This is a genomic window from Xanthobacter albus, assembly GCF_043194895.2.
Classification (GTDB): Bacteria; Pseudomonadota; Alphaproteobacteria; order Rhizobiales; family Xanthobacteraceae; genus Xanthobacter.
Genome location: NZ_CM195532.1, coordinates 2,566,459 through 2,587,691 on the forward strand (window position 1 = coordinate 2,566,459; position 21,233 = coordinate 2,587,691).

A 21,233-nucleotide genomic window follows, 5' to 3' on the forward strand; every position below is an offset into this window, starting at 1 on the left:
CCCCCCTTGAAAGAAGGGCACCCCGGCGGGTGCCCTTTTTTGTGTCGGGCGGCCGTCTTTGACGCGCGTTCTTCATGTGAATCGGATTCCAGTCCCCGGTACGGCAGGCACCCCCTGCGACCATGCGACCTGATTTGCGGGAAATGCTGGACCCGCCTCAGCTTTCCCTTAATCTGAAGGCATTTCCTGCATTCGCACATCGGCGCGCCCTCGGGCACGCGGGTACCTTTTGTTTCTTTCCATGCCCCGGAGGTGATGCTTGCCCCACGATACGCCGCTGATCGCGACCCTCGTCGGGGCATTCGTGCTGGCTTTTGCCTTCGGCGCGCTGGCGCAGCGGCTGCGGCTGTCGCCTCTGGTGGGCTACCTGCTCGCGGGTGTCATGGCGGGGCCGTTCACTCCCGGCTTCGTGGCGGACCAGCACCTGGCGGAGCAGCTGGCCGAGGTGGGCATCATCCTGCTCATGTTCGGCGTGGGCCTGCACTTCTCCCTCAGCGACCTTCTGTCGGTGAAGGCCATCGCGGTGCCGGGCGCCGTGCTGCAGATCGGCGTGGCGACGGCGATGGGCATGGGCCTTGCCCATTTCATGGGGTGGGGCATCGGCGGGGGCCTTGTGTTCGGCCTCGCCCTTTCGGTGGCGAGCACGGTAGTGCTGCTGCGCGCGTTGCAGGAACGGCGCATGATCGAGAGCGAGCAGGGCCGCATCGCGGTCGGCTGGCTCATCGTCGAAGACCTCGCCATGGTGCTCACGCTGGTGCTGCTGCCGGCCATGTCCGAGGCGCTGGGCGGCAAGGCGGTGCACGCGGGGGCGGCCGGCGAGTGGTTCGGCCCCATGGACATATGGACCTCCATCGCCGTCACCCTCGCCAAGGTCGCGGCGTTCGTGGCGCTCATGCTGGTGGTGGGGCGGCGGGTGATCCCGTTCATCATGCATTGGGTGGCGCACGTGGGCTCGCGCGAGCTGTTCCGCCTCGCGGTGCTGGCCGTGGCGCTCGGCGTGGCGTTCGGCTCGGCCAAGCTGTTCGGCGTGTCGTTCGCCCTCGGCGCCTTCTTCGCCGGCATGGTGCTGAGCGAATCGCCGCTCTCGCAGCGCGCCGCGGAGGAAACGCTGCCCCTGCGCGACGCCTTCGCCGTGCTGTTCTTCGTCTCCGTGGGCATGCTGGTGGACCCGGAGATCATCATCACCCAGCCGCTGCCGCTCATCGCGACCCTCGCCATCGTATTGCTGGGCAAGTCGGTGGCCGCCTATGTGCTGGTGCGCATGTTCGGCTATGCCAAGCTCACGGCCTTCACCATCTCGGCCTCCCTGGCGCAGATCGGCGAGTTCTCGTTCATCCTGGTGGCCCTGGGCATGAGCCTCGACCTGCTGCCCAAGGAGGGCAGCGACCTGATCCTCGCCGCCGCCATCATCTCCATCGTCGCCAATCCCTTCTTCTTCCTGGTGCTCGACCGCTTCCGCGCCCGCAAGATGGCGCAGGACATGGCGCGCACCATGGCCCGCAAGATGGAGAAGGCGGAGGCCAAGGCCGTGAAGGCCGAGGAGAAAGCGGCCGCCAAGGCGGAAGCGAAAGCCGAAGCCAAGGCCGAGGCGAAGCAGGCCAAGGTGGAGGCCAAGGCCGCCAAGGTCGCCGCCAAGGCGGAGGCGAAGGCCGTCGCGGGCGGCGAGGCGACCGTGGCCGTGCAGGACGAGGACAGCCCGGAGACCCTCCAGATCACCGACAAGGAAAACCACACGGTCATCGTCGGCTACGGCCGCGTGGGCCGGCTGGTGGCCGATGGCCTGAAGGCCGCCGGCGTGCCGCTGCTGGTGATCGAGGACCAGCAGGACCGCGTGGAGGAGCTGCGCGCGGGCGGCTTCGAGGTGGTCAACGCCAATGCTGCCTCGCCCGCCGCCATCACCGCCGCCAACCTCGCCGGCGCGAAGCGGCTCATTCTCGCCATTCCCAATGGCTTCGAGGCGAGCGGCGTGCTGAAGAAGGCGCGGGCCGTCAATCCGGGCATCGAGATCATCGCCCGCGCCCACTCCGACGAAGAGGTGGACCGCCTGCGCGCCACCGGCGCCAACTTCATCATCATGGGCGAGCGCGAGGTGGCGCGCGGCATGCTGGGCCACGTGCTGCCCCCGGCCGAGGCCGCGGCCGAGATTCCCGAGATGGCCCCGTTGCCGGAGGAGCGCGCGGCTGAAGCCGCGCAAGAGCCCGTCGCGGAGGACGCGGCGCCGCCCCCACCGAACGCCGCCCCGGCGCCGGAAGACGCACGGTAGGGCACGCGGGTTGCCTGCCGTGCCGCATGGCGGCGCGGGAGGCGGGTTTCCATGATTTCATGGCGTGCGCGTTGCCGCGCGCAATGGCGTCTGGGGTGACGCGGCGCCCACGCGCGCCGTCATTTCCAGGACAAGCCTGACGCCGCGCGCCTCCGGCATGGCGTCCGACACCGTGGGCCCGGCCGCTTGCCGCCCGCGCGCGTGGTGTGGCGACTGTGGCGGGCCGCGCCGACATCGCTCCCATTCACTGCGGCCTTTCCCTTTCCATCGCGCCAGCTTTTTGCGGGGCCGCTCACGGGGATCGCAGTCGCGTCGCCGGACCGGATCTCATCTAAATGCAACCATTTAGTGTTCTTTAACCATGCGTAGCGTAAACCAATATTGCTGAGCACATATACATGCGCTGATTGGTCTTAAGCGTCGTGCCTGATGTAACAATCCTGGCGACGTAGTACTCCTGCACGCGTGCGGTGCTCTGTTCAGTCCGTATCCTGATTTAGCCCGTTGTGGTCTGGGAGCTGAATATGAAGTCCGTCATCCTCGCCGCCGTTGCGATTGCCGCCGTGTCGGCCCCGGCTGTCGCCGCCGACCTGGGCAGCCCCTATCCCGTCAAGAGCGCGCCCGCGCCTGCCTTTTCCTGGACCGGCTTCTACATCGGCGGCAATGCCGGCGTCGGCGCCGGACGGGTGCAGAACGATGAGCTGCGGTCGGTCGGGCCCAACAACCAGACCTATTACAACTACCGGACCAACACGTTCCGCAACTACAATCCGGGCACGCTCCTGGGCAGCAGCTCGAATTCGGTCACCTCGTCGGGTGCGGTGGTCGGCGGGCAGGTCGGCTATAATTACCAGCTCCGCAACAACATCGTGCTCGGCTTCGAGACCGATCTTCAGTGGTCCGGCGTCAAGGGAAAGACGCGGAGCGATACCAGCAGCAACCTCGTCAGCCAGTATCAATACTACTATGATCCCGTGACGAATACGAATAATGTCGCGAGCATTTATGGCGGTCAGGGCGAAAGGAGCGCCGGTGTCGATTACTTTGGAACCATCCGCGCGCGTGTCGGCTATGCGATGGATCGGTTCCTGCCTTATTTCACGGGCGGCGCCGCCTATGGGCGGACCTCGGTGGAGGGCTCCGACACCACGCTGACCAATGTCGCGTCGTGGGATTCGACCGGCGCGCGGCTGCCGGACCGGGTGCGCACCACCACTGTCGGCCTGCCCTCGCAGTCCGAGGAGAAGTGGGGCTGGACCATCGGCGGCGGCGGCGAGTTCGCCGTGACGAACAACTGGATCGTGAAAGCCGAATACCTTTACGTCGATCTCGGAAGCTCCGAGTACACCTACCTGAACACCGAGGATAATACCTATCACAACGGCACCGCCGACTTCAAATTCCACACCGTGCGGGCCGGCGTGAACTACAAGTTCTGATCGGCGCTCCGGGGAGCCCGCCGCATCGTCGGCGGGCGCCCGACCTCTTCCGGATGGACGGGCCTGAAGCGCGTGAGCCGCGCTTGACGCCCCCCGCGCCGCGGGCGTATCGCCACGCGCGGGCCACCTCCCCCCAACGGGAGGCGATCATCTGGAAGGATGCTCATGACTGCGAACCCCGCTCCGGCCACGCGCCCGGAGAATCCCAATTTCTCCTCCGGCCCCTGCGCCAAGCGCCCCGGCTGGTCCCTTGAGGCGCTCTCGGACGCGCCGCTCGGCCGCTCCCACCGCGCCAAGGTGGGCAAGGTCAAGCTGAAGGAGGCCATCGACCTCACGCGCGAGGTGCTGGAGATCCCGGACGATTACCGCATCGGCATCGTGCCCGCCTCCGATACCGGGGCGGTGGAGCTTGCCATGTGGTCGCTGCTGGGCGCGCGCCCCGTGGACATGCTGGCCTGGGAATCCTTCGGCGAAGGCTGGATCACCGACGTGGTGAAGCAGCTCAAGCTCTCCGGCGTCCGCGCCATCACAGCCCCCTACGGCGACCTGCCCGACCTTGCCGCGGTGGATTTCAGCCACGACGTGGTCTTCACCTGGAACGGCACCACCTCCGGCGTGATGGTGCCGGACGGAGAATGGATTCCGGCCGACCGGCAGGGCCTTACCATCTGCGACGCCACCTCGGCGGCGTTCGCGCAGCGGGTGGATTTCTCCAAGCTCGATGTTGTCACCTTCTCCTGGCAGAAGGTGCTGGGCGGGGAGGGCGCGCACGGCATGCTCATCCTCTCCCCGCGCGCGGTGGAGCGGCTCGAGAGCTACACCCCCGCCTGGCCGATGCCGAAGATCTTCCGCCTCACGAAGGGCGGCAAGCTCATGGAGGGCATCTTCGTGGGCGAGACCATCAACACCCCCTCCATGCTGTGCGTGGAGGACTATATCGACGCCCTGAAGTGGGCGCGGAACATCGGCGGGCTCGAAGCGCTGCAGGAGCGCTCGAACCGCAACTTCGAGGCCATCGCCCAGTGGGTGGCGGTGACGCCCTGGGTGGATTTCCTGGCTCGGGACCCGATGACGCGCTCCAACACCTCCGTGTGCCTCAGGGTGGTGGACCCGGCCGTCACCGCCCTGCCGGCGGAGGCGCAGGCGGCGTTCGCCAAGGCCATTTCCTCGGGGCTGGAGAAGGGCGGCATCGCCTATGACATCGGCTCCTACCGCGACGCCCCGCCCGGCCTGCGCATCTGGTGCGGCGCCACGGTGGAGCGCGCCGATGTCGCGTCCCTGACCCACTGGCTCGACTGGGCCTTCAACGAGGCCAGGGCCGCGCTGCCCCAGGCGGCCTGAGCGGCCGCGCGACGACCCCCGGCGCCGGAGCACCGCCATGGCCCCCCGCGTCCTCATCTCCGATCCGCTTTCCCCGGCCGCGATCCGCATTTTCGAGGATCGCGGCATCGCGGCGGACCTGCGTCCGGAGCTGGGGCCGGATAAGGCGGCGCTGGCCGCCGCCATCGGCGCTTATGACGGGCTGGTGGTGCGCTCCGGCACGCGCGTGACGCCGAAGGTGCTGGCCCGCGCGGGGCGGCTGAAGGTCATCGGCCGCGCCGGCACGGGCGTGGACAATATCGACCTTCCCGCCGCCACCGCGCGCGGCGTGGTGGTGATGAACACGCCATTCGGCAATTCCATCACCACCGCCGAGCACGCCATCGCGCTCATGTTCGCCCTCGCCCGGCAGATCCCGGCGGCGGATGCCTCCACCCAGGCCGGCCGCTGGGAGAAGGACCGCTTCATGGGCGTGGAGCTCACGGGCAAGACCCTGGGCGTCATCGGCTGCGGCAACATCGGCTCCATCGTCGCCGAGCGGGCGCTGGGGCTGCGCATGAAGGTGATCGCCTTCGATCCCTTCCTCTCGGTGGAGCGCGCGCTCGCCCTCGGGGTGGAGAAGGTGGAGCTCGACGCCCTGCTCGCCCGCGCGGACTTCATCAGCCTGCACACCCCGCTCACGGAGAAGACGCGGAACATCCTCTCCGCTCGGAACATCGCCCGCGCCAAGGCGGGGGTGCGCATCATCAACTGCTCGCGCGGGGGGCTGCTGGACGAGGCGGCGCTGGCGGCGGCGCTGGACAGTGGCCATGTGGCCGGCGCCGCGCTCGACGTGTTCCAGGACGAGCCGGCCCTGGCGAGCCCGCTGTTCGGCCGGGAGAACGTGGTGTGCACGCCCCATCTGGGCGCCGCCACCACCGAGGCGCAGGAGAACGTGGCCCTGCAGATCGCCGGCCAGATGAGCGACTACCTGCTCTCCGGCGCGGTGGCGAATGCGCTGAACTTCCCCTCCATCACGGCCGAGGAGGCGCCGCGCCTGCGGCCCCATCTGGCGCTCGCGGAGAGGCTGGGCGCCTTCCTCGGCCAGCTCACCGACACCGACATCGCCACCGTGCGCGTCACCTTTGAGGGCGCCGTGGCGGGCCTCAACGTGAAAGCGCTCACCGCCGCCGCCGTGGCGGGGCTGTTGCGGCCCATGCTGCAGGAGGTGAACCTCGTCTCCGCGCCGGCCCTGGCGCGGGCGCGGGGCGTGAACATCGAGGAGACCACCCGCGCCGCGGCGGGCGACTATGAGAGCCTCGTCACCCTTTCGGTGATCGCCGGTGGCGCCGTGCGCACGGTCTGCGGCACCGTGTTCGCGGACGGGCATCCACGCATCGTCGCCGTCAACGGCATCAAGGTGGATGCCGCCTTCGCCCCGGCGATGATCTATGCGGAGAATATCGACAAGCCGGGCTTCGTGGGCCAGCTCGCGAGCCTGCTGGGCGCGGCGGGCGTCAACATCGCCACCTTCTCCCTCGGCCGCGACCGGGCGGGGGGCGATGCCATCGCCCTGGTGGCGGTGGACGGGTCCCTGCCGGCGGGGTTGATGGACGCGGCGCGCGCCCTGCCGCAGGTGCGGCTGGCGCGGCTGCTCGCCTTCTGATGCCCGGCCTTCGCCCGGCGCCGGCTCAGCCTCGTTCAAGCGCCGCGCGGGCTCGGCCAAGGACCCGCGAGAAAGGCGCGCGGGCCTCTGGCTTAGGCCTCAGTGCGGATCGCCGGCCGTGGGTGTCCCCTCCGCCGCCTTGGGCCGCGCCTTGCGCGCGGCGAAGGTGGCGAGGGCGATGCCGCTGATGACCAGCGCATAGCCGCCGAGATGGAACCACGCCACCTGCTCGCCCAGAAAGGCGATGGCGAGCCCGGTGCCGAACACCGGCATCAGGTGCAGGAAGGGCGCCGCCGTGTTGGCGCCCACCAGCTCCACCGCGCGGTTGAAGAAGAGATAGGCGACCAGCGAGGGCCCCACCATCACGTAGGCGAGGGCGAGCAGGGATTGCGTGTCCACCACGAACACGTGCCCGCTCAATGCCTCCCACAGGCCGAACGGCGCCAGCAGCAGCGCCCCGAGCGCCATGATGACGGTGAGGAAGGAAAGCCCGCCCAGCGGCGGCCGCGTGCGCAGGATGGCGGCGTAGAAGGCGTAGATCAGCAGCGCGATGAGGATCCACACATCGCCGATGTTGGGCTTCAGGTGCAGCAGGGTGTCCACCTCGCCGCGGCTGATGATGAGCAGCACCCCGCACAGGGAGGTGAGGATGCCCGCCGCCTGCCCCAGGCTCAGCCGATCGCGGAACAGGGCGAAGCTCCACACCCCCACCAGCAGCGGAGCCATGGACTGGAGCAGCAGGCCGTTCAGCGCTTCCGTATATTGGAGCGCGTAATAGCTCATGGCATTGAAGCAGGAGATGCCGGTGGCGGCCAGCAGCAGCAGCGACCAGAAATGGGCGCGAATCACCGGCAGGTCGCGCATCACCTGCGCATAGGAGAAGGGCAGCACGATGAGCGTGGCCCCCACCCAGCGCAGCAGCGCCAGAGTGAGCGGCGGCACGTGGCCCGCCACGTAGCGACCCACCACGAAATTGCCGGCCCACAGCAGGGAGGTGAGGGCCAGGAGCAGATAGGGCGCGTCGAACAGGCGGCGCAGGAGATGTGGTGCCGGCATGCTTCCTCCCATGTGCCGGCGCCGCGCCGGCGCGCGCCGCCGCCGCGGTGCCTCGTTACGGGCCCGCTGCATTTGAATAAACCTGATCGGGCAATCCGCCATGCAGCGCAAGGACCGGCGGCGCGCCGTGCCCTGCGGCCAGCGCATGGCGCCGGTGGTCGGGCCGCTGCGGGCGCGGTAGTCTCCCGCCGGCGGGAGGCGGCGGGGCGGAATGCGCACATTCGCGAGCGGGGAGCATCAGGTGGTCCACGGCGACGTGCTCGAGGCCCTGGCGGGCATCGGCACCGGCACGGTGGACCTCGTGTTCGCCGATCCGCCGTACAACATCGGCAAGGATTTCGACGGGGTGGGCGACCGGCGCGAGGAGGGAGAATACCTCGCCTGGTGCGGGCGCTGGATCGACGAATGCCGGCGGGTGCTGCGACCGGGCGGCAGCTTCTACCTGATGGCCTCCACCCAGATGATGCCGCACCTGGACCTCTACTGCCGTGCGCGCTTCACCATCCTCTCGCGCATCGTGTGGGCCTATGACAGTTCGGGCGTGCAGGCCCGTCGCAGCTTCGGCTCCATGTGGGAGCCCATCCTGCACATGGTGGCCTCGGGCGGCGCCGCAACCTTCAATGCCGAAGACATCCTGGTGGAGGCGAAGACCGGTGCGCGGCGCGGGCTGATCGATTATCGCAGGGACCCGCCTCGGCCCTATGCCAGCCGCAAGGTGCCGGGCAATGTGTGGAGCCTGCCGCGCGTGCGCTTCCGCATGGGGGAATACGAGAATCACCCCAGCCAGAAGCCGGAGGCGCTGCTGGAGCGTATCGTCCGCGCCTCCAGCCATCCGGGCGACCTGGTGCTGGACCCCTTCGCCGGCACCTTCACTACGGGGGCGGTGGCCCGGCGGCTGGGGCGGGGGTCCATCTCCATCGAGATCAACGAGGCCTATGCGCGGATCGGCATCCGCCGCCTCGCGCTGCCATCGCCATACACGGCGGAGGATCTGGCGAAGGTGAAGCGGCGCAAGACCGCCAACCGCTCGAAGCATGATCGCGGGGCAGGCGCGGCACCGCCGGAGGGCGGCGCGACGGCGGAGGAGGCTTGAGCCCGCCGGCCCCGGTTCCGGGCCGGAGCCGGTTCAATTTCGCTTGAACGCTATGCGGGCGGAGGAAATGGCGACCCCGGCGTGACTCGAACACGCAACCGCTCGCTTAGAAGGCGAGTGCTCTATCCAGTTGAGCTACGGGGCCGGAAAGCCGGCAAGTCTTCAAACCGGCAAGTCTTCAAACCGGCAAGTCTTCAAACCCGGCGGTCATCACATCCAGCGCGTCGGCGACGCGTGACGGACACGGGGGCCGCATCGGCATGGAGGCCGGCGGAGCGCGGCCTGGAAGCCGGCCACGCGGCCCGTTTGAGAGCCGTCGCGGCGAAGGCGGGCTTCTGGATCGTTTCAGGGTTTCATGGAAACACCGAAACGATTCATCCTCTCACAATGACGCGTTTCCTTCACGCGAACCGGCTTCCACTTCGCTCGGAAACGCTTCAAAGCGCGCGTGCGGCCCGGCGAGGGAGGGTGCGCGGGCTGCGCGGCGGAATCAGTGGGTCCACTGACCCATGCGGCGGAAGGAGAAGTTGTCCGAATAGGCGATCTTCTTCCGGCCCGCCTCGTGGGGTTCGGACACCTGGTAGGGGATGGCGTTGCGCTCCGCGTAGGCCACCGCCTCCTCCTTGCTTTCGAAGGTGAGGCGAATCTGGCTGCGCATGTCGGTGGAGGCGGTGTAGCCCATGAGCGGCTCCACGGTGCGTGGCTGCTCGGGCTCGTATTCCAGCACCCACTGCTTGGTGTTGGCCACGCCGGACTGCATGGCGTTGCGTGTCGGCTTGTAGATGCGTGCCACCATGATCCTTCAGCCCGCTTCCCATCGCGGCGGGCATGCCCGCCGACCCACCAGGGTGTCTCTTCCGAGAGTTTCTATAGTGAGCGCGCGGCGCGCTGACAACCGATGCCGGGCCGCCCTCAGCGCAGCATGAGGCAGCCGGCGGCGGCCATGGCGGCATCATGCGCCCTGTTGAAATCCACCTGCCCGCCGAGCACCAGCTTGCGCGTCTCTTCCGTCACCACGGCGCGCCCGTCGGCGCCGGGCACCAGCTTCGGGGCGCTCGCGGCATAGATGGCGTGGGCATCGGGCGGGAGCTTCGCGGCGCAGCGATCGGCCGCCGGCTTGTCCGCCAGGGCCGGGCCGGCGGCGAGCAGGGTCGCCAGAAGGGAGGCCGTGAGGACGGCCGGTGTCATGCGCATCATGGGGTTCCGATTCCGCCCGGTTCGGGCGGGTCGGAGTTGAGGCGCAACGCACCGGCGAATGCAAGGGCGCCGCGAAGGCACGGAGCGCGGTGGCCGGGTGCGGATTTGGAAGGGGTGGTCGGAGCAGCAGGATTTGAACCTGCGACCCTCTGCTCCCAAAGCAGATGCGCTACCAGGCTGCGCTATGCTCCGACACTGGGGAGAATGGCGCCATTCCTACATTTCGCGCGCGCCCGGCGCAAGGGGCCGCGCGCCGCTCCGCCGCGGAAGTGGCACGGGGCATCCCGTTGGGGCATATGGACGCGGCGGGGCGGGCATGGGCGCGGAATGGCCTCCGGCGCCTTGTCCGCCGGCTTGCGGCAGGGCGCGGGGCGCGTCAAAAGCGGGCCCGCCTTGCGCTAGGATGGCGGAAAGCGCGACATGCGGCGCGGCCCGGCACGCGGGCGGCGCGGAGGGGGATGAGCGGATGAGACGGATGATGGCACTGGCGCTCGCCGCCCTGCTCGCGGCCTGCGGTGCCGCGCGGGCCGCGGACGACATCAAGGTGGGCGAGATCAATTCCTATTCGGCGCTGCCCGGCTTCACCGAGCCCTACCGCAAGGGCATGGAGCTGGCGCTGAAGCAGATCAACGACGCCGGCGGCATCAAGGGGCGCAAGCTCGTCATCATCACCAAAGACGACGGCGGCAAGCCGGGCGACGCGCTCACCGCCGCCAACGAGCTCGTCACCCGCGACGGGGTGGTGATGATCGCCGGCGGCTTCCTCTCCAACGTCGGCCTGGCGCTCTCCGATTTCGCGAAGCAGAAGAAGGTGATGTACCTCGCCTCCGAGCCGCTCACCGATGCCATGGTGTGGTCGAAGGGCAATGCCTACACCTTCCGCCTGCGCACCTCCAACTACATGCAGGCGGCCATGCTGGCGGAGGAGGCGGCCAAGCTGCCGGCCCGGCGCTGGGCCACCATCGCGCCCAACTACGAGTTCGGGCAGTCCTTCGTGGCGGTGTTCAAGGAGCTGCTGAAGAAGCGGCGGCCGGACGTGGAGTTCGTGGCCGAGCAGTGGCCGCCGCTCAACAAGATCGATCCCGGCCCGGTGCTCCAGGCCATCGACGCGGCCAAGCCCGACGCCATCCTCAACGCCACCTTCGCCGGCGACCTCGTGAAGCTGGTGCGCGAGGGCAATACCCGCGGCGTGTTCAAGGACCGCGCGGTGGTGAGCTATCTCACCGGCGAGCCGGAATATCTCGACCCCCTGAAGGACGAGGCGCCGGAAGGCTGGATCGTCACCGGCTACCCCTGGTATTCCGTCGACACGCCGGAGCATAAGGCGTTCCTCGATGCCTACCAGCAGCTCCACAAGGACTATCCGCGCCTCGGCGCCGTCATCGGCTATTCCACGGTGAAGAGCATCGCCGCGGCGCTGGCGGCGGCGGACGACCTTTCCACCGACAGCCTGCTCAAGGCCATGGGAAACCTGAAGGTTTCGACGCCCTACGGCGATATCGTCTACCGCGCGGCGGACCACCAGTCGACCCTCGGCGCCTTCGTGGGCCGCACCGCGCTGAAGGACGGCAAGGGCATCATGGTGGACGTGGTGTTCAAGAAGGGCGCCGACTACCTGCCGAGCGAGGAAGACGCCGCGAAGATGCGCCCGGCGAACTGAGCGGCGCTGGCGGCGCCTGCCGGCTCCTCGTCGCGCCCGCGCCGCGCGCTCTCCCTCGCGAGAGGGGGAGGGGCCCTTCCTCTCCCGCCGACGGGTGGCCGGGAAGGCGAGCGGATCGCGAGGGCCGGAAGACCGTCCCGCGCCCGCCTCTCGCCGGCTCGCCCGGCCGCAACGGTTCCGGCCATCCGGATGCGGACCCGTCGCCGATGGGCGTCGGCCGGCACCACAAGACCTTCCCGCCGGTGAACGAAAGGCGCTGCCGTGGATTTCCTGCTGATCCAGGCCCTGAGCGGGCTCGCCAGCGCCGCCTCCCTGTTCCTGGTGGCGTCGGGCCTGTCGATCATCTTCGGCGTCACGCGCATCGTGAACTTCGCCCACGGCGCCTTCTACATGCTCGGCGCCTACGTGGCCTTCACCCTCACCGCGCGCTTCTCGGGGCCGCTCGGCTTCTGGGGCGGCCTCGTGGCGGCGAGCCTCGCGGTGGCGGTCCTGGGCGCGCTCATGGAAATGGCGCTGCTGCGCCGCATCTATCAGGCGCCCGAGCTGTTCCAGCTCCTTGCCACTTTCGGCGTCACGCTGATGGTGGAGGATCTGGTGGTGCTGGTCTGGGGGCCGGACGACCTGATGGGCCCACGCGCGCCGGGCTTCACCGGCGCGGTGCCGGTGCTGGGCCGGCTGGTGCCCGCCTATGATCTCCTGCTCATGGCGCTGGGCCCGGCGGTGCTGGGGGCGCTGTGGCTGCTGTTCCACCGCACCCGGTGGGGCGTGCTGGTGCGGGCCGCCACCCAGGACCGCGAGATGGTGGCCTGCCTGGGCGTGAACCAGAAGTGGCTGTTCACCGGCGTGTTCGCCCTCGGCGTGTTCCTGGCGGCGCTCGGCGGCGCCCTGCAGATTCCGCGCACCACCGTGACCCATGCCATGGACCTCTCCATCATCGTGGAGGCGTTCGTGGTGGTGGTCATCGGCGGGCTGGGCTCGGTCACGGGGGCGTTCGTGGCGGCGGTGCTGGTGGCGGAGCTGAACGCCTTCGGCATCCTGGTGCTGCCGCAGATCTCCATGGTTACGGTGTTCCTGGTGATGGCCCTGGTGCTGGTGGTGCGGCCCTGGGGCCTGTTCGGCCGGCCGGATGCCGCCCCGCGCGCCGGCACTGGCCTTTCCGCGCGGCCGTGGCGCCCGCTCGCCCCGGCGGCGCGCCTCGGCACCGCGCTGGCGGTGGCCGCTGCGGCGGCGCTGCCGCTGGTGGCGGGGGGCTATGCGCTCGGCGTCGGCGCCGAGATCCTGGTGTTCGTGCTGTTCGCGGCGAGCCTGCAGTTCATGATGTCCACCGGCGGGCTCGCCTCCTTCGGCCATGCCGCCTATTTCGGCCTCGGCGCCTATGGTGCCGCGCTCGCCGCCACGTGGCTCGGCGCGCCCATGGGGGCGGCGCTGGCGCTCGGCCCGCTGCTGGCGCTCGCGGGGGCGGCGCTGTTCGGCTGGTTCTGCGTGCGGCTCTCGGGGGTCTATCTCGCCATGCTCACCCTCGCCTTCGCGCAGATCACGTGGTCGGTGGCGTTCCAGTGGGTGGAGGTGACGGGGGGCGACAACGGCATCCTGGGCGTGTGGCCGGCGGCCTGGGCCGCGAGCCCGCAAGGCTTCTACTGGCTCGCGCTCGCGGCGGCCGTGGCAGGGGTGGCGGTGCTGCGCATGCTGGTGTTCTCACCCTTCGGCTATTCCCTTCGGGCCGCGCGCGACAGCGCCCTGCGCGCCGAGGCGCTGGGCATCGATCCGCGACGGGTGCAATGGGCCGCCTTCATGGTGGCGGGCGCCTTCGCCGGCCTCGCCGGGGCGCTGTTCGCCTTCCTGAAGGGCTCGGTCTTTCCCGAGGTGCTGGCCATTCCGCTCTCGGTGGATGCGCTGGTGATGGTGCTGCTGGGCGGCATCGGCACGGTCTCCGGCGCGGTGGCGGGGGCGGTGGTCTACAAGGCGCTCGCCATCTGGCTCATGAGCCAGACCGATCTTTCCAAGCTGGTGCTGGGGGCGGTCATCGTGCTGCTGGTGGTAGCCTTTCCGAAGGGCATCGCCGGCTTCGCCGAAAGCCTCCTCGCGCGCGTGCGCCGGGGCCGGGCCGGGGCGGAGGCGGCGCCATGACCGTGCTGCTGGAGGCGCGGGGGCTCGCCAAGTCCTATGCCGGGGTGCAGGCGGTGCGCGATGTCTCCTTCTCGCTGCGCGCGGGGGAGATCCTGGCGCTCATCGGCCCCAACGGCGCGGGCAAGAGCACCTGCTTCAATATGCTCAACGGGCAGATCCGCCCCGATGCCGGCACCATCTCCCTCGCCGGCGAGACGGTGACGGGCCTGCCGCCGCGCGCCATGTGGCGGCGCGGGGTGGGGCGCACCTTCCAGGTCACCGCCACCTTCGGTTCCATGACCGTGCGGGAGAACGTGCAGGTGGCGCTGCTCTCGCACAGGCGCCGGCTCTGGCTGCCGGTGGGCCGTGCCGGCGCCGCCTGCCGCGCGGAGGCTGAAGGGCTGCTGGCGCAGGTGGGCATGGCGGAGCAGGCGGAGCGGCCCTGCGGCGCGCTCGCCTATGGCGACCTGAAGCGGCTGGAGCTGGCCATGGCCCTCGCCAACCGGCCGCGCCTGCTGCTGATGGACGAGCCCACCGCCGGCATGGCCCCCGGCGAGCGGGCGGAGCTGATGCGCCTCGCCGCCTCCCTCGCCCGCGCCCGGAGCATGGGCGTGCTCTTCACCGAGCACGACATGGACGTGGTGTTCGAGCACGCGGATGCCGTGATGGTGCTGGACCGGGGCGAGCTGATCGCGCGCGGCGCCCCGCAGGAGGTGCGGCGGGACCCGAGGGTGCGGGCGGTCTATCTCGGCGAGGGCCTGCTCCACGCGGCCGGGCCCGGCGGGGAGGCGGGGCGATGAGGCTCGACGCGCAGGGCCTCGACGCCTTCTACGGCCAGGCCCACATCCTGTTCGCCGTGGACGTTGCGGTGGGCGAGGGCGAGGTGGTGGCGCTGCTGGGCCGCAACGGCGCGGGCAAGACCACCACCTTCCGTTCGCTGATGGGCCTCGTGCCCCGGCGCGCCGGCCGGGTGCTGCTGGCGGGCGAGGACATCTCGCGCCTGCCGCCCTACGAGATCGCGAGGCGCGGCCTCGGCTACGTGCCGGAGGACCGGCGCATCTTCACCGACCTGACGGTGGAGGAGAACCTGGAGGTGGGCCGGCGGCCGCCACGCCCCGGCGTCGCCACCTGGACCGTGGAGCGCATCTGCGCCCTCTTCCCCAACCTCGGCGAGATGCGCGGGCGGCGGGGCGGGCAGATGAGCGGCGGCGAGCAGCAGATGCTCGCCATCGCCCGCACCCTCATGGGCAATCCCGCCCTGGTGCTGCTCGACGAGCCCTCCGAGGGCCTCGCGCCGCGTATCGTGGAGCAGATGGCCGAGGCCATCGTGGCCATGAAGCGGGAGGGGCTCGGCATTCTGGTGAGCGAGCAGAACCTCCATTTCGCGCGGCTGGTGTGCGACCGCGCCTATATCCTCGAACGGGGGCGGGTGCGCTTCAGCGGCACCATGGCCGAGCTGGAGGCCGCCCCGGAGCTGCGCGACGCCTATCTGGCGGTGTGACGGCGCGCGGAAGGGCACGGGCTGAGAATCAGCCGCGCGGCGCCTCGGGCATCAGAGGCGCCTCGTCCTGTGCGCCGGCGGCCGGCTGGATGCGCGGGCGGGCATCCTCCGGCGGCAGGAACAGGTCCGGCCTGCCGCCCGGCACGGATTCCACATAGAGAGAGGTGGAGGGGAAGGCGAAGCTGCTGCCGGCGCCCAGAACGATCTCCATGATCTTGTAGGCCAGCCGCTCCTTCACCTGTAGCCACTCGCCCCACTTGGTGGTCTGCGTGAAGCAGTAGACCATGATGTTGATGGAGGAGGCGCCGAAGGAATCGATGCGCACGAAGGTTGAGGCGAGCGTGTAGGGCACGAAGTCGTCGCAGGTGTGGATGTGCTGCTCGATGCCGTCGCGGATGGCCTTGAGCTGCTCCACCGTCGTGGAATAGGGCACGCCGATGATCCAGTAGATGCGGCGCCGCCGCATCTGGCTGTAGTTGATGACGGCATTGTCCGCGAGATCCGAGTTCGGCACCTGGACCGCGGAATCGTCGAACTGCCGGACGCGGGTGGAGCGGAAGCCGATGCTCTCCACCGTGCCCTCGATGACGCCCTGCACCTTCACCCAGTCGCCATACTGGAAGCGGCGTTCCAGCAGGATCAGCACGCCCGAGATGAGGTTCTTGAACAGCGCCTGCGAGCCGAGGGCGACCGCGGCGCCGGCGATGCCCATGCCCGCCAGCAGCGGGCCGATCTTGATGCCCCATTGCTGCAGGATGGCCGCCAGCGCGAAGAAGGCGAAGAAGCACTTCAGCGCCTTGCGGATCCAGTCCACCACCGAATCCGTCAGCTTGCTGGCGTGCGGCCGAAGCTGCTCGGTAACCGGCTCGATGAGCGCGATGATGGTCCAGTAGACGAAGACGATGAACAGCGTCTCCACCACCCGCTCCGAGAACAGCTTGATCGGGCTGTCCTCGCCGATCTTGACGGCCTCGAAGGCGAGGAACGTCCCGAAGACGACGGGCAGGAGCTCCACCGGCCCCGTCAGCGCCCGCCGCAGGCTGTCCCGGAATTCCCGCTTGTCCACGCCGAACAGCAGCCCCATTCCCAGGAAGATGATGTGGCGGATGGGACGGCGGATGGCGAAGAAGAACGCCAGGATCACGACCGCGACGATGAGCCGGTCGAAGGGAAAGCTCAAGGCATCGTTGAAGGCCTCCATGAGCGGCGTGCTGACGGAGGTGTAGATGCCGTTGAACGTGCTCACGATGTCGCTGGGAACATAGCTGTCCAGCATGGGCGGGCGGTCCTCCCGGGGAAGCGCGGCGGTGCCTGTTGGGTTCAGGGGGCGGATGGATTCTCCCGCACCATGGCAGCGCCCGCGCGGGAGGGGAAGCCTTCCTCCCCCGCCGCGCGGCGCATCCTCTCCGCAGGGCTTCCGCGTGTCCCCGCCCTCAGCCCCGCGCGCGCAGCTCGCGCCGCAGGATCTTGCCGGTGGCGGTCATGGGCAGGCTTTCCGTGAAGGCGATCTGGCGGGGGTATTCGTGGGCCGAGAGGCGGCTCTTCACATGCTCCTGCAGCTCGCGCGCCAGCTCGGGCGTGCCCGCATGGCCGGGCTTCAGCACCAGCCACGCCTTCACCGCCTCGGTGCGCACCGGGTCCGGCACCCCCACCACCGCCGCCAGCGCCACCGCCGGATGCTTCAGGAGGCAGTCCTCGATCTCCCCCGGCCCGATGCGGTAGCCGGCCGAGGTGATGACATCGTCCGCCCGGCCCACGTACCAGAGGTAGCCGTCCTCGTCCTGCCGCCCGCGATCGCCGGTGAGGAGGAAGTCGCCGGCATATTTCTGGGCCGTGGCCTCGGGGTTGCGCCAATATTCCAGCATCATCACCGGATCGCCCTTGCGCACGGCGATGTTGCCCTCCTGGCCCACCGGCAGCTCGCGGCCCGCGTCGTCCACGATGCGCACGTCGTGCCCGGGCATGGGCTTGCCCATGGCGCCGGGGCGGATGGGGAAGAAATCCGAGTTGGAACCCACCACGAGGTTGCATTCGGTCTGGCCGTAGATCTCCCGCGCCTCCACGCCCAGCCGCTCTGCCACGAAGGCGCCCAGCTCCGCCCCCAGCGTCTCGCCGCCGGTGAGGAGCGAGCGCAGCTTCAGCGCGCGCGGCTTCACATCCGCCTGTCGCAGCAGCTTCAGCGCGGTGGGCGGCAGGAACACGTTGCGCACGCCGTGCTCCGCCATCAGCGCCATGGCGGCCTCGGGGTCGAACTTCCGGGCGCGGTGGGCAAGCACCGGCACCCCCAGGTGCAGGGTCGGGAACAGCACGTCGAACAGGCCGCCGATCCAGGCCCAGTCGGCCGGAGTCCAGTGCAGGTCGCCGGGCTGGGGCATGCCGCGGTGGATGACCTGGAGGCACGGCAGGTGGCCGAGCAGCACCCGGTGGCCGTGCAGCGCCCCCTTGGGATTGCCGGTGGTGCCTGACGTGAAGATGATGATGCCGGGGTCGTCCGGCGTCGTCTCCACCGGAGTGAAGCGGTCCGATGCCGCCTCCAGCGCCGTGTCGAACAGGCGGGCATGGGCCGCGCCGGGGTCCGTGCCGGTGACGAAGACATGGCGGAGATCCGGCAGGCGCGCGCGGATCTCCTCCAGCTTGGCGAGGCCGGAAAGGTCCGTCACCAGCGCCCGCGCGCCGGATGCGGCCAGACGGTATTCCAACGCCTCGGCGCCGAACAGCGTGAACAGGGGCACCGAGACCATGCCCGCCTTGAAGGCGCCGATATGGGCGATGGCCGTCTCCGGCGCCTGGGGCAGGAACACCGCCACCCGGTCCCCGCGCTGGAGGCCCGCCGCCGTCAGCACGTTGGCGAATCGGTTGGTGAGCGCTTTCAGCTCATCGAAGCTGTAGGTGCGGGCGGCGCCCGTCTCCTCCACGAAGATCAGCGCCGGCCGGCCGGAGCCGTCCGCATGGGCGTCGGCGCAGGCGACGCCCATGTTGTAGCGCTCCGGGATGTTCCAGGAGAAGGCGTGCCGAAGGGTCTCGTAGCAGGGGCTGGCGGGCGACATCGGTTTCCTCCGCATGGCGCCGTTTCGTCTCGCGCGCCGGCGCGGCGGGAAGTCCCCGCTCGCGGCCGGCGCCGGTGGGCGCCTTCCGTGCGTTCAGGAAACGATCGAACGTTTTTTTCCTGCGGCGGTCAAGGGGGCTGGGGCGTTCCCGGTTTCACGGAATCAGCATGGCCGGCCTCACCGAAGACTGGCCCGCTATGAATCGCGCAAAACCCGCGAAGGGCCCCCATACGCCCAAATTCCGTCCACGCGGCCTGGAGCATTTCCAGAAAAAGTGTGAAACGGTTTTGCATCCGGAAATGCATAAAAACAAAATGGTAGAGCGTTTTCGGTGATCCCGTTATCATCGGAAACGCTATCGGAGTGAGGGGGGCTATCGAGTGTCGTTTCTTTTAAGATTCACAGCCTTTGCTTTCTGTTTCACATTCACGTCAAGCATCGCGCAGGCATCTGCCTGGGAGCTTAGTAGCGGCTTTGACAAATCGGACAATGGAAATGAATATAAATACGCTGTCGCTATAATTAATAACAGTGCAGGATCTAAGCTTAGTTTTGAGTGTCAACTTGGCGAAGACACTAAAAATATAATCATTGCATTGACGACGGCGAGGCCAAATGGTCTGTCAATATCAAATTTATCGCCAGAATTAGACGTAAAATTTTCATCGAATATTGGGTTTAAGATAAAAAGTAACATTGAAAATGTTGGAAGCAATGTTGCTTATGTTCTGCGCGCAAGCGATGGCGATATGTACAGCAAGGCGATAAAATATATAACACATAATTCCGGTGATTTAACGTTTACAGCCAACGGAAGATCGTACATTTTTCAAGACTCCGGCCGGGAGGCTGCTTTTACAGCCGTGCTTAAATCGTGTGGCATCTCCAAATCACCGGCTTCCACATCGACCCGCTCCGCCATTGAGACGGAGGCGGAAGGCGCTTGGAAGATTAAGGTCGGCGAGAATCCGACATCGGGGCTTTCTTTTACGGAGATAAGTGCAGAGAAAACGGATTCTGAAGATAATATCAGTGTAATGTGTATAGGTGAAAAGATTCGAATTGGATATCTATCAACAAATACAACTCGCAGTGTTACTGAAGGCGTTGAAGAGTCATTGAATATAAATATTGGAAATTCCAGATTCTCATTTCCATCAAAATTCACGCACGCGACGAACTTTGTCTCCTTCTATGCCTTCGTTGAAAGGTCTGCAAGTGGGATTGCGCGCTTGAGAAATATGTATTCTGCATCCGGCCCCATGATTGTTTCTGCTGCTGGAGGAGTGTTTAAAATAGAAGAAAGTAACTGGAAGGCAGCTTTCGGGAAAGTTCTGGCTGCCTGCAAAGTCGATCCCGACCGGTAGACGATCGAGGAAACATGGAGAGCGGCGCGGGGCTATCCCGCGTCTCTCGACCAGCGACGCGTACAGGCACCTCTTGTGGAGTGACCGAGACGGAAGAGTCCGCTTATGGATTCCGTTTGTGCCCCTGATGTGGTCCGATAGCGCATACGCGATGGGATCACACCGCCCTTGATGCGGCTCATCGGCGGCGGCTTGATGCCCTGGTGGCGGATCGCAACACCCCCACAGAAGTACGTCTGGCGGGCCTGGATCGTGCTCATGAGCGCCGATGGGGCCGGCACCCATGCCATCATGACCGAGACCGGCGCGGCCGAGACCATCGTCTGGCGCTGGCAGGCGCGCTTCGTGGAGGAAGGCGTCGAAGGGCTACTGCGCGACAAGACGCGGCCGCCGGGCTGACCCCGCGGCCGCCGACAAGACCGTGTCCCTGGTCGCGCTGACGCATTGAGGAAGCGGTGGAGGCCGGCGCCGCGCGGTGTGACGGAAGAGAAAGGCGGCGCCAAAGCCCGCCCGGCTCAGTAATAGGAGGCGATCTTCTCCACCTCGGCGCGGGAGCCGAACACCAGCGGAATGCGCTGGTGGATATGGTGGGGCACGATGTCGAGGATGCGGGTCTTGCCGTCGGTGGCCGCGCCCTTGGCCTGCTCGGTGAGGAAGGCCACCGGGTTGGCCTCGTAGATCAGCCGCAGGCGGCCGTTCTCGTAGCCCTTGCGCTTGTCGGAGGGGTAGATGTAGACGCCGCCGCGGGTGAAGATGCGGAAGGCGTCGGCCACCATGGAGCCCACCCAGCGCATGTTGAAGTCCTTGCCCCGCGGGCCTTCCTTGCCGGCGAGGCAATCGGCCAGATAGGCCTGCATCGGCCCGTGCCACTGGCGCACGTTGGACTGGTTGACCCCGTATTCCTTGGTCTCGGCCGGGATCTCCACCTGCTCGCGCGCCAGGAAGAACTCGCCCTTCTCCCGGTCATGGACGAACACCTGCGTGCCCTCGCCCAGGGTCGACACCAGGATGGTCGCCGGCCCGTAGGCCAGGAAGCCCGCCGCCACCTGATGGCTGCCGGGACGCATCACCGCCGCCGCCGGGTCGGGGTGCTCGCCCGCCGCATAGGGCAGGATGGAATAGATGGTGCCAACCGACACGTTGGTGTCGATGTTGGAGGAGCCGTCGAGGGGGTCCACCGCCACCACCAGCCGGCCGCCTGCGTTCACCGGAATGAGCTCCTCGCTCTCCTCGGAGGCGAGGAACGCCACTTCCGTGCCCTTCAGGGCCGAGACGATGCGCTCCTCGGCGATGACGTCGAGCTCCTTCTGCGCGTCGCCGCCGGCGTTGGGATCGGTGCCGCGGATCTTGGCGAGCCCTTCCTCCAGCGGCCCGCGCGCCACCAGGTCGGCGATGCCGACACCGGTCGCCGCGATGGTGCGCACCGCGCCGGCGACGGCCTTGCGCTCCGCGTCCGCTCCCGCCCAGCGATCGAGATAGGCCTGAAGGGTCACGATCTCACTCACCATCATCTCCCTGGCACGACCGGCGGCCCGCGCC

General features: G+C 68.2%; 16 protein-coding genes, 2 tRNA genes and 1 pseudogene. 11 read left to right on the plus strand and 8 right to left on the minus strand.

Annotated features, from left to right (window positions below):
• Nucleotides 1-259: 259 nt before the first annotated feature.
• The 4 genes from V5F75_RS11345 (at nucleotide 260) to serA (ending at nucleotide 6,667) form a co-directional block, all read left to right on the plus strand.
• Nucleotides 260-2,263 carry a cation:proton antiporter domain-containing protein gene (locus V5F75_RS11345; protein WP_394034958.1) on the plus strand — a complete coding sequence of 668 codons (2,004 nt, stop codon included), beginning with the start codon at nucleotides 260-262 and terminating at the stop codon, nucleotides 2,261-2,263.
• Between the two features lie 524 nt (nucleotides 2,264-2,787).
• Nucleotides 2,788-3,702, plus strand: coding sequence for an outer membrane protein (locus tag V5F75_RS11350; RefSeq protein WP_394034959.1), 915 nt, complete (start codon nucleotides 2,788-2,790; stop codon nucleotides 3,700-3,702).
• Between the two features lie 165 nt (nucleotides 3,703-3,867).
• Nucleotides 3,868-5,043, plus strand: a complete 1,176-nt coding sequence (locus V5F75_RS11355; RefSeq protein ID WP_394034960.1) for a phosphoserine transaminase — start codon at nucleotides 3,868-3,870, stop codon at nucleotides 5,041-5,043.
• A gap of 37 nt (nucleotides 5,044-5,080) precedes the next feature.
• On the plus strand, nucleotides 5,081-6,667 hold the full coding sequence (gene serA / locus V5F75_RS11360; RefSeq protein ID WP_394034961.1) for a phosphoglycerate dehydrogenase: 1,587 nt from the start codon (nucleotides 5,081-5,083) through the stop codon (nucleotides 6,665-6,667).
• A gap of 99 nt (nucleotides 6,668-6,766) precedes the next feature.
• Here the strand turns inward: serA and V5F75_RS11365 are convergent, their stop codons facing one another.
• On the minus strand, nucleotides 6,767-7,723 hold the full coding sequence (locus V5F75_RS11365; protein WP_394034962.1) for a DMT family transporter: 957 nt from the start codon (nucleotides 7,721-7,723) through the stop codon (nucleotides 6,767-6,769).
• A 211-nt stretch (nucleotides 7,724-7,934) separates the two neighbouring features.
• On the opposite strand from V5F75_RS11365, the gene yhdJ reads away from it, so the two are divergent.
• Nucleotides 7,935-8,816: an adenine-specific DNA-methyltransferase gene (yhdJ, locus tag V5F75_RS11370; RefSeq protein ID WP_394034963.1), complete on the plus strand. Its 882-nt coding sequence runs from the start codon at nucleotides 7,935-7,937 to the stop codon at nucleotides 8,814-8,816.
• A 68-nt stretch (nucleotides 8,817-8,884) separates the two neighbouring features.
• On the opposite strand, the gene V5F75_RS11375 is transcribed toward yhdJ, so the two are convergent.
• The 4 genes from V5F75_RS11375 to V5F75_RS11390 form a co-directional block, all read right to left on the minus strand.
• A tRNA-Arg gene (locus V5F75_RS11375) sits at nucleotides 8,885-8,961 on the minus strand.
• A gap of 345 nt (nucleotides 8,962-9,306) precedes the next feature.
• Complete coding sequence (locus V5F75_RS11380; RefSeq protein ID WP_394034964.1) at nucleotides 9,307-9,612, minus strand: ETC complex I subunit; 306 nt, start codon at nucleotides 9,610-9,612, stop codon at nucleotides 9,307-9,309.
• 116 nt (nucleotides 9,613-9,728) lie between these two features.
• Complete coding sequence (locus V5F75_RS11385; protein WP_394034965.1) at nucleotides 9,729-10,013, minus strand: hypothetical protein; 285 nt, start codon at nucleotides 10,011-10,013, stop codon at nucleotides 9,729-9,731.
• Nucleotides 10,014-10,128: 115 nt separating this feature from the next.
• Nucleotides 10,129-10,205: transfer RNA gene (locus V5F75_RS11390), tRNA-Pro, on the minus strand.
• Between the two features lie 283 nt (nucleotides 10,206-10,488).
• Between V5F75_RS11390 and V5F75_RS11395 the strand changes: the two genes are divergently transcribed.
• The 4 genes from V5F75_RS11395 to V5F75_RS11410 all read left to right on the plus strand — a co-directional run bounded on the left by V5F75_RS11395 (nucleotide 10,489) and on the right by V5F75_RS11410 (nucleotide 15,280).
• On the plus strand, nucleotides 10,489-11,673 hold the full coding sequence (locus tag V5F75_RS11395) for an ABC transporter substrate-binding protein (protein ID WP_394034966.1): 1,185 nt from the start codon (nucleotides 10,489-10,491) through the stop codon (nucleotides 11,671-11,673).
• Nucleotides 11,674-11,934: 261 nt separating this feature from the next.
• Nucleotides 11,935-13,800, plus strand: coding sequence for an ABC transporter permease (locus V5F75_RS11400; protein ID WP_394034967.1), 1,866 nt, complete (start codon nucleotides 11,935-11,937; stop codon nucleotides 13,798-13,800).
• Nucleotides 13,797-14,579: an ABC transporter ATP-binding protein gene (locus V5F75_RS11405; protein WP_394034968.1), complete on the plus strand. Its 783-nt coding sequence runs from the start codon at nucleotides 13,797-13,799 to the stop codon at nucleotides 14,577-14,579. Before V5F75_RS11400 ends, V5F75_RS11405 begins: the two co-directional genes overlap by 4 nt.
• Nucleotides 14,576-15,280 (plus strand): ABC transporter ATP-binding protein, encoded by a 705-nt coding sequence (locus V5F75_RS11410; RefSeq protein WP_394034969.1) that lies wholly within the window; start codon nucleotides 14,576-14,578, stop codon nucleotides 15,278-15,280. The genes V5F75_RS11405 and V5F75_RS11410 overlap by 4 nt, the downstream gene beginning before the upstream one ends.
• Before the next feature lie 28 nt (nucleotides 15,281-15,308).
• On the opposite strand, the gene V5F75_RS11415 is transcribed toward V5F75_RS11410, so the two are convergent.
• Nucleotides 15,309-16,556, minus strand: coding sequence for a mechanosensitive ion channel family protein (locus V5F75_RS11415; protein ID WP_394034970.1), 1,248 nt, complete (start codon nucleotides 16,554-16,556; stop codon nucleotides 15,309-15,311).
• Between the two features lie 157 nt (nucleotides 16,557-16,713).
• Nucleotides 16,714-18,327 (minus strand): acyl-CoA synthetase, encoded by a 1,614-nt coding sequence (locus V5F75_RS11420; protein ID WP_394034971.1) that lies wholly within the window; start codon nucleotides 18,325-18,327, stop codon nucleotides 16,714-16,716.
• Nucleotides 18,328-18,707: 380 nt separating this feature from the next.
• On the opposite strand from V5F75_RS11420, the gene V5F75_RS11425 reads away from it, so the two are divergent.
• Together V5F75_RS11425 and V5F75_RS11430 are read left to right on the plus strand one after the other, a co-directional pair.
• Nucleotides 18,708-19,694, plus strand: a complete 987-nt coding sequence (locus V5F75_RS11425) for a hypothetical protein (RefSeq protein WP_394034973.1) — start codon at nucleotides 18,708-18,710, stop codon at nucleotides 19,692-19,694.
• A 137-nt stretch (nucleotides 19,695-19,831) separates the two neighbouring features.
• Nucleotides 19,832-20,090, plus strand: a pseudogene (locus V5F75_RS11430) (helix-turn-helix domain-containing protein); the annotation flags it as partial.
• Between the two features lie 119 nt (nucleotides 20,091-20,209).
• Here the strand turns inward: V5F75_RS11430 and V5F75_RS11435 are convergent.
• Nucleotides 20,210-21,202 carry a class 1 fructose-bisphosphatase gene (locus V5F75_RS11435; protein WP_394034974.1) on the minus strand — a complete coding sequence of 331 codons (993 nt, stop codon included), beginning with the start codon at nucleotides 21,200-21,202 and terminating at the stop codon, nucleotides 20,210-20,212.
• Between the last annotated feature and the right edge of the window lie 31 nt (nucleotides 21,203-21,233).

Excerpts from the sequence above, each read along its gene's own strand:
- V5F75_RS11350 (WP_394034959.1), top strand. The coding sequence starts at position 2,788 with ATGAAGTCCGTCATCCTCGCCGCCGTTGCGATTGCCGCCGTGTCGGCC.
- V5F75_RS11355 (WP_394034960.1), top strand. The coding sequence starts at position 3,868 with ATGACTGCGAACCCCGCTCCGGCCACGCGCCCGGAGAATCCCAATTTC.
- serA (WP_394034961.1), top strand. The coding sequence starts at position 5,081 with ATGGCCCCCCGCGTCCTCATCTCCGATCCGCTTTCCCCGGCCGCGATC.
- V5F75_RS11365 (WP_394034962.1), bottom strand. The coding sequence starts at position 7,723 with ATGCCGGCACCACATCTCCTGCGCCGCCTGTTCGACGCGCCCTATCTG.
- yhdJ (WP_394034963.1), top strand. The coding sequence starts at position 7,935 with ATGCGCACATTCGCGAGCGGGGAGCATCAGGTGGTCCACGGCGACGTG.
- V5F75_RS11380 (WP_394034964.1), bottom strand. The coding sequence starts at position 9,612 with ATGGTGGCACGCATCTACAAGCCGACACGCAACGCCATGCAGTCCGGC.
- V5F75_RS11385 (WP_394034965.1), bottom strand. The coding sequence starts at position 10,013 with ATGATGCGCATGACACCGGCCGTCCTCACGGCCTCCCTTCTGGCGACC.
- V5F75_RS11395 (WP_394034966.1), top strand. The coding sequence starts at position 10,489 with ATGATGGCACTGGCGCTCGCCGCCCTGCTCGCGGCCTGCGGTGCCGCG.
- V5F75_RS11405 (WP_394034968.1), top strand. The coding sequence starts at position 13,797 with ATGACCGTGCTGCTGGAGGCGCGGGGGCTCGCCAAGTCCTATGCCGGG.
- V5F75_RS11410 (WP_394034969.1), top strand. The coding sequence starts at position 14,576 with ATGAGGCTCGACGCGCAGGGCCTCGACGCCTTCTACGGCCAGGCCCAC.
- V5F75_RS11415 (WP_394034970.1), bottom strand. The coding sequence starts at position 16,556 with ATGCTGGACAGCTATGTTCCCAGCGACATCGTGAGCACGTTCAACGGC.
- V5F75_RS11420 (WP_394034971.1), bottom strand. The coding sequence starts at position 18,327 with ATGTCGCCCGCCAGCCCCTGCTACGAGACCCTTCGGCACGCCTTCTCC.
- V5F75_RS11435 (WP_394034974.1), bottom strand. The coding sequence starts at position 21,202 with ATGGTGAGTGAGATCGTGACCCTTCAGGCCTATCTCGATCGCTGGGCG.